Genomic DNA, 6,438 nt, shown 5'->3' with positions numbered 1-6,438 from the left:
TCCTCCCGCCGGAGCCGGGGCGCGGCCTGCAGCTGCTGCCCGAGCCCGACGAGGGTGACGTCTACCTCGACTTCGAGGGTGACCCGTGGGCCGAGGACGGCGCCGGCCGGGAGTACCTCGCAGGCATCTGGACGCGGCAGGGCGACTACATCGACTTCTGGGCACACGACTTCGCCGAGGAGGGGCGCCTCACGACAGAGCTCATCGACTGGCTCATGGAGCGGTGGGCCACGCACCCGGGGATGCACGTCTACCACTACGCCGCCTACGAGACGACGGCACTGAAGCGGCTCGCGGGCGTGCACGCCACCCGCGAGCACGAGCTCGACCAGCTGCTGCGGGGGGAGCGTTTCGTCGACCTCTACGCCGTCGTCCGCCAGGGCCTGCGGATCAGCAAGGGGTCCTACTCGATCAAGAAGCTCGAGGAGTTCTACTGGGGGCACGTGCGCGCGTCCGAGGGCGCCGGTGTCGCCGACGGACTCTCGTCCGTCGTCGAGTACGAGCGGTGGCTCGTCGGGCGGGACGAGGGCACGCCCGAGCAGGGCATCCTCGACGAGATCCGTGACTACAACGAGGAGGACGTCCGCTCCACGCTCGCCTTGCACGAATGGCTCGAGGACCGTCGCGGCGAGCTCGAGAGCCAGGGACACGTGCTGACCCGGCCGGTGCCCGAGGAGGTCCGGGAGCTCAGCGACGAGGAGCGGTCGGAGATCGACCTGGCCGAGCGGCTCGTCGCGGCCGGCGAGGACCTGCTCGCAGGCCTCGTCGGGTGGCACCGGCGCGAGCAGCGGCCCGAGTGGTGGGACTTCTTCCGCTACAAGGAGCTCGACACGGCCGACCTCGTCGAGGACGGCACGGCGATCGGGGACCTCGGCGAGCCGGTCGAGGTCGGGGCCGTCAAGCGATCCCGGATCTGGCGCTACCCGTTCCCGCCCCAGGACTGCAAGGTCGCGGTCGGCAAGTACGTCCCCGACGTCGACACGCACGGGCCGGTCGGCAAGGTCGTCGCCATCGACGCCGTCGAGGGCTGGATCGACCTGTCGATGAGCAAGACGCTGGATCCGCCCCGACCGCGGGGAATCGGTGGGCCCGGACCGGTCATGGACCAGGTGCTCCGACAGAGCCTCGCGCGGACGGCCGAGCTGCGACTGCACGGCGGGGCGAGCCTCGCGACCCGTCTCATCGACCGGGTGGTGCCACCGCGGGACCTGCTCGCGGTGCGGCCCGGGGAGTCGGCCAAGGACGTCGTCGTGCGGGTGGGCATGGGCCTCGATGGCGAGGTGCTGGCCGTCCAGGGCCCGCCGGGCTCGGGCAAGACGACTGCCGGCTCCGCGCTCATCCGCGGCCTCCTCGACGCAGGCCACACCGTTGGTGTCACCGCGCAGTCCCACGCCGTCATCCTCAACCTGCTCCGTGAGGTGGGCCGGCCCGCACTGCACAAGTGCGGCTCCAACGGCGACGAGCCCGAGGCGGGGGACGGGCTGGTCCGCCACGTCACCGACAACGGCGAGGTCGCCGCCGCCCTCTCCTCAGGAGAGACGCAGCTCGTCGGGGGCACGGCGTGGCTCTGGTCGAGAGAGGAGCTGGCCGACGCCGTCGACGTGCTCGTCATCGACGAGGCGGGGCAGTTCTCCCTCGCGAACGCCGTCGCCGTCGCACCGGCCGCGAGCTCACTCGTCCTGCTCGGGGACCCGCAGCAGCTGATGCAGCCCACGAAGGCCGCGCATCCCTACGGGTCGGGCATCTCGGCCCTCGACCACCTGCGCACCGAGGGGGAGACTGCCCACGACGTCATCCCGGCCGATCGCGGCGTCTTCCTCGACCGGACCTTCCGAATGCACCCGACCCTGACCGCCTTCGTGTCCGAGCTCGCCTACGAGGGGCGGCTGGAGTCCGCCCCCGGTCGTGAGCGGCTGGCGGTCGACGCGCCCGGGCGTCTCTCCGGCGACGGGCTGCGGTGGGTGCCGGTCGAGCACACGTCCGTCGTCGAGCAGGCCAGCCAGGAGGAGGCTGACGTCGTGCGCGCGCTCGTGGACGACCTGCTCCGCGGCGCCTGGACGAGCGCCGACGGGACCGTGTCGCCCATCACGCTCGACGACATCCTCGTCATCGCGCCCTACAACGCCCAGGTCGCCGCCCTGCTCCACGCCCTGCCTGAGGGCGCCCGGGTCGGCACGGTGGACAAGTTCCAGGGCCGGCAGGGTGCCGTGGTCATCTACTCGATGGCGAGCACGAGCGCCGACGTCGCGCCGCGCGGGGTGTCCTTCCTGTATGACCTGCACCGGCTCAACGTCGCGATCTCGCGGGCCAAGGCGATGGCCGTGGTCGTGGGCTCGCCGCTCCTGCTCGACGCCGAGGTGCATTCGCCTGAGGACCTCCGCGCGGTCAACGCCCTCTGTCGCTACGTCGACGAGGCGAAGACCGTCTGAGCCGGCGCCGTGCGCGGCTTCCGAGGCGCCGTCTGCGGCGACCTCAGGCGCCGTGCGCGGCCACCTCCCACAGCCGCCCCTCGCCGCGGACGCCGGGCATGGCCTGGAGGATGGAGCGCTCGGCGAGCTCGGGAGCCACACCGAGGTCAACGGCATACCTCAGAGCGACTGCGGGTGTCCGCTTCGTCGCATGGCGGCAGTGGACGAGGACTCTCTTGCCCTCCGCCCGGAACTGCCGCAGCGCGGACGACACGTCGTCGAGGACGAAGTCGAGGTGCGGGTTGGAGTCCGCGGAGTCGTCCTCGTTGAGCCACACCTCGAGGTGGTCCCGGTCGGGGATGCCGTCGGCCGGGATGTCCTCGAGACCGAGCGCGCACAGCGACACGACCGCCTGGACGTTGAGCTCTCGCGTGCGGGGCAGGTCGCTGATCGTGCCGAGCAGGATGTCGGGGTCGATCGGGTGGGGCAGCCCGAGCGGCGGGATCGTCGGGTCGGCCGTCGTGGGCACCGACGGCCAGGTCCCAGGCGTACGGCCGCCCGCCCACGTGGAGACCGCGATCTCGACGAGGTCGTGGGCGCGGTATCCGGGCCATCCGTGGACCATCCGCCGCCACTGGGTGGGCACCGCCGAGGCTCCGTAGCGCGCGCCGAGCAGGGACCCGGCGATGGCGGCGACGGTGTCGGTGTCGTGCCCGGCCCGCACAGCAGCCTGGAGCCCGCGCTGCAGGTGCATGGCGGACCCGTCGCCCCGGTCGGTCGACGTGATCGCCGCCCAGGCCGCCTGGAGCGCGGTCACGGTGAACCCGTTGTTGTCGAAGCGTCCCGGGGGCTCACCGGTCGCCTCCTCGATCCACTCCGCCCACCGGTCGGCGTGCTCCGGCGTGACGAGGTCCACGCCGGCGGCGAGGTCGAGGCGCCCCTCCGTGACCGCGACGCGGATGGCCTCCGACCACAGGATCGAGGAGTCCGCAGCGAGGGGGTCCGCGTGGGTGAGGTGGGCGATGGACCGTGCGGCCCGTGCAGTGGCCTCCCGGTCGGCGACGTTCCAGATGCCGACGACGGACGTGCGCATCAGTGCACCGTTGCCGGCGGTGAGGCCCGTGCGCTCGTCGAGCGCGCGGCTCGCCGCGGTGAGGCGCTCGTGGGGGCGCCCCTCGAGACGTGCCGACTCGACGAGGACCGTGCGGGTCTGGGCGCCGACGTCCGTCGCACCCCCGACGAGCCAGGCTGCGAAGCCGTCCGCCACGGCGTCGAGGGCGTCCGGGCCGGTGAGGTCCACGCCGCGGGCAGCCACGTCCGCGACGCAGAGTGTCATCTGCGTGTCGTCGCTCCACTCGCCCGGGTCGTAGGGGCCGAGCCCGCCGCCCTTCATGACGGCCTCCCCGACCGGGGGGGCGGACATCTCGTAAGGAACGCCGAGGGCGTCACCACACGCCCCGCCGAGGAGCACGCCGGCGGCACGATCGAGCGAGATCGGACGATTCGTGACCACAGGCGACCTTTCTTGGGGGCAATCCGCGATTCCTCAGAGCAATCTACGGCGGGCGACCGAATCGGCGCCCCGGGGGGCCACCCCGTAGGATTCCGGCGTGCTCGCCCCGCTGACCGTGCTGCTCCTCGTCGTCTCCGGAGTGCTCGGCCTCATCGCCGCGCACCACCTCGTCCGCAAGCGCCCGGTGGACGACCCACTGATCCTCGTCGCTGCCGCGGTCGAGGTCGGCCTGGTCGCCCAGCTCATCTACGGGCTCGCTCAGGCGGGGGCGATCGCGGACGGCTCCGAGCGGGCCACCTTCATCGCCTACCTCTTCACCGTCCTCGTCATCCTGCCCGTCACCGTCTTCATCGCGATCAAGGAGAAGACGCAGTGGGCCATGGCCGTCGTGCTCGGGGGAGCCGTCGTCATCGCCATCCTCATCGCCCGCATCCAGCAGATCTGGAGCCTCAATGCCTGACCCGAGTCCGGCCCCCCACACCGGTCGTGGTCCCGGCCGCCTCATCGTCGCGCTCTACGGGCTCCTCGCCCTCGCGGCGACGGGCCGCAGCGTCCTCCAGATAGCCGAGTACTTCGAGCGGGCTCCCGTCTCCTACCTCCTGTCGGCCCTCGCGGCCCTCATCTACATCGTCGCGACCGTCGGGCTGGCCCGCGGCGACCGGACCTCTGTCCGGGTTGCCTCCGTCGCGATCCTCATCGAGCTCGTCGGCGTCCTCGTCGTCGGCGCGATCTCCTACGCCGCGCCGAGCGCGTTCCCCGACAAGACCGTCTGGTCGCACTTCGGCCAGGGCTACGGCTTCGTCCCGCTCGTGCTGCCGGTGCTCGGCCTGCTGTGGATCCGCCGCAACCGGCAGGCCCGGGCCGCGCCGACCGCGCCGATAGGGTGACCGGCATGGATGACGCAGCGACCGCGCAGCCCAAGCCGGCCGGCCCGCTCACCGTCCGGCCGGTCACGGCACAGGAGGCACAGGCCACCCTCCTCGAGCTCGGCGGCAGCTTCCTGCAGACTCCCTCCTGGGCGCGCACGAAGCCCGATTGGACGTCCGTGCACCTCGGCTGGTTCGACGCGAGCGGCGCCCGGGTCGGCGCCGGCCTCGTCCTCTCGCGGAGCCTGCCCCGCGTGCGGCGCTCCTTCGCCTACCTGCCCGAGGGTCCGGCGCTGCCGTGGGACGCGGTCGCCGAGGACCCGGCGGCGTGGCTCGACCCCCTCGTCGCCTGGGCCAGGTCTGCGGGCGCGTTCGCGCTGCGGCTCGGCTTCCCCGTGGTGTCCCGGTCGTGGCAGCCCGACGTCGTCAAGAAGCAGATCGGCGAGGGCGGGCTGATGTCCTTCACGACCCTCCCACCGGCGGTCGACAACCCCGTCGCGCGCCGGCTCGAGGCCTGGCTCGACCGCGGCGGCTGGCGACCCATCGGCTGGGGGAGCACCGCAGCCGTCGGCCAGCCCCGGTACCTCTGCGTCATCGACCTCAAGGGGCGCGACAGCGAGGCCGTCCTCAAGTCGATGAACCAGCAGTGGCGCCGCAACATCAGGAAGGCCGACAAGGCCGGCGTCACGGTGCGGTCCATCGGCGTCGAGGGCGTCGACACCTTCCACGAGCTCTACGTCGAGACCGCCGACCGCGACCATTTCGTCCCGCGGGCGAGGTCGTACTTCGAGCAGATGGTCCGGTCCTTCTCGGAGGGCGGCGAGCACGTCACGGGACGGATCTACGAGGCGCACGTCGACGGTGACGTCCTCGCCTCGGCCCTCATGGTCCGGGTCGGCGACACCTTCTCGTACCTCTACGGCGGGTCGACGAGCCGCAACCGCGACGCGCGGGCGAGCAATGCACTGCAGTGGCAGGCCATTCAGGACGCGATCGACGCGGGCTGCACGACCTACGACCTGCGCGGCTTCAACACCTCGCTCGGCGCGTCGTCGCCCCTCATCGGCCTGCTGCTCTTCAAGCTCGGCGCCGGCGCTGACGTCGTCGAGATGGTCGGGGAGCGCGAGCTGGTCCTCAGCCGCTTCTGGCACACGGCGTTCGAGAAGGCGATGGCCCTGCGCGTCGCGATCAACAACCGGCGCGCGGGCGCCGACGCGACCCCCGACGCCGACGTCTGACGACGATTCCGTATGCCGCTGAGCTGAGTCCCGCGCCCCCGTCCCCTCCCCGGTCGAGTGGCCCCAAACGCAGCGCCGGGCCCGCACTCCCCACGTCGAGTGGCCCCAAACGCAGCCCCGGGCCTGCACTCCCCAAGTCGAGTGGCCCCAAATGCAGCCGCCGGGCCCCCAGCCGCCCCCTCCCACCCCGTCGAGTGGCCCCAAACGCAGGGCGTACCGGGCGTGATGCCGGGGTGTCCCGTATATGCCGGGGCGCCGCCCGGGTCGACCTCTGTACGGTGACTCGGTGCCCGCCGTTCGACTCTCTCCCGTCTCTCTGGTCCTGATCGGCATCCTGTCGGTGCAGTTCGGCGCGAGCGTCTCGAAGGGGCTCTTCGACGAGATCCCGCCCATCGGGATGGTGTGGCTGCGAC

The 6,438-nt window shown here is 72.2% G+C and carries 5 protein-coding genes; 4 read left to right on the top strand and 1 reads right to left on the bottom strand.

What is annotated here, in order from left to right:
- A partial coding sequence (locus LOY02_RS17125; RefSeq protein WP_317183580.1) for a TM0106 family RecB-like putative nuclease occupies window positions 1–2,429 on the top strand: 2,429 nt, incomplete at its 5' end.
- Window positions 2,430–2,472: 43 nt separating this feature from the next.
- Here the strand turns inward: LOY02_RS17125 and LOY02_RS17120 are convergent.
- Entirely contained in the window at window positions 2,473–3,879 is a 1,407-nt protein-coding gene (locus LOY02_RS17120; protein ID WP_317183581.1) for an ADP-ribosylglycohydrolase family protein, read from the bottom strand.
- 139 nt (window positions 3,880–4,018) lie between these two features.
- On the opposite strand from LOY02_RS17120, the gene LOY02_RS17115 reads away from it, so the two are divergent.
- The 3 genes from LOY02_RS17115 to LOY02_RS17105 are packed head-to-tail and all read left to right on the top strand — an operon-like array spanning window position 4,019 to window position 6,025.
- Window positions 4,019–4,381 carry a hypothetical protein gene (locus LOY02_RS17115; RefSeq protein WP_317183579.1) on the top strand — a complete coding sequence of 121 codons (363 nt, stop codon included), beginning with the start codon at window positions 4,019–4,021 and terminating at the stop codon, window positions 4,379–4,381.
- Window positions 4,374–4,808, top strand: a complete 435-nt coding sequence (locus LOY02_RS17110; RefSeq protein ID WP_317183578.1) for a hypothetical protein — start codon at window positions 4,374–4,376, stop codon at window positions 4,806–4,808. Before LOY02_RS17115 ends, LOY02_RS17110 begins: the two co-directional genes overlap by 8 nt.
- Before the next feature lie 5 nt (window positions 4,809–4,813).
- A complete protein-coding gene (locus LOY02_RS17105; RefSeq protein WP_317183577.1) occupies window positions 4,814–6,025 on the top strand; it encodes a lipid II:glycine glycyltransferase FemX in 1,212 nt (403 codons plus the stop codon).
- The last annotated feature ends 413 nt before the right edge of the window (window positions 6,026–6,438 follow it).

It is taken from the genome of Intrasporangium sp., assembly GCF_032907665.1.
Classification (GTDB): Bacteria; Actinomycetota; Actinomycetes; order Actinomycetales; family Dermatophilaceae; genus Intrasporangium.
The sequence above is the reverse complement of the archived record's forward strand: the minus strand, read 5'-3'. Positions and strand labels throughout refer to the sequence as shown.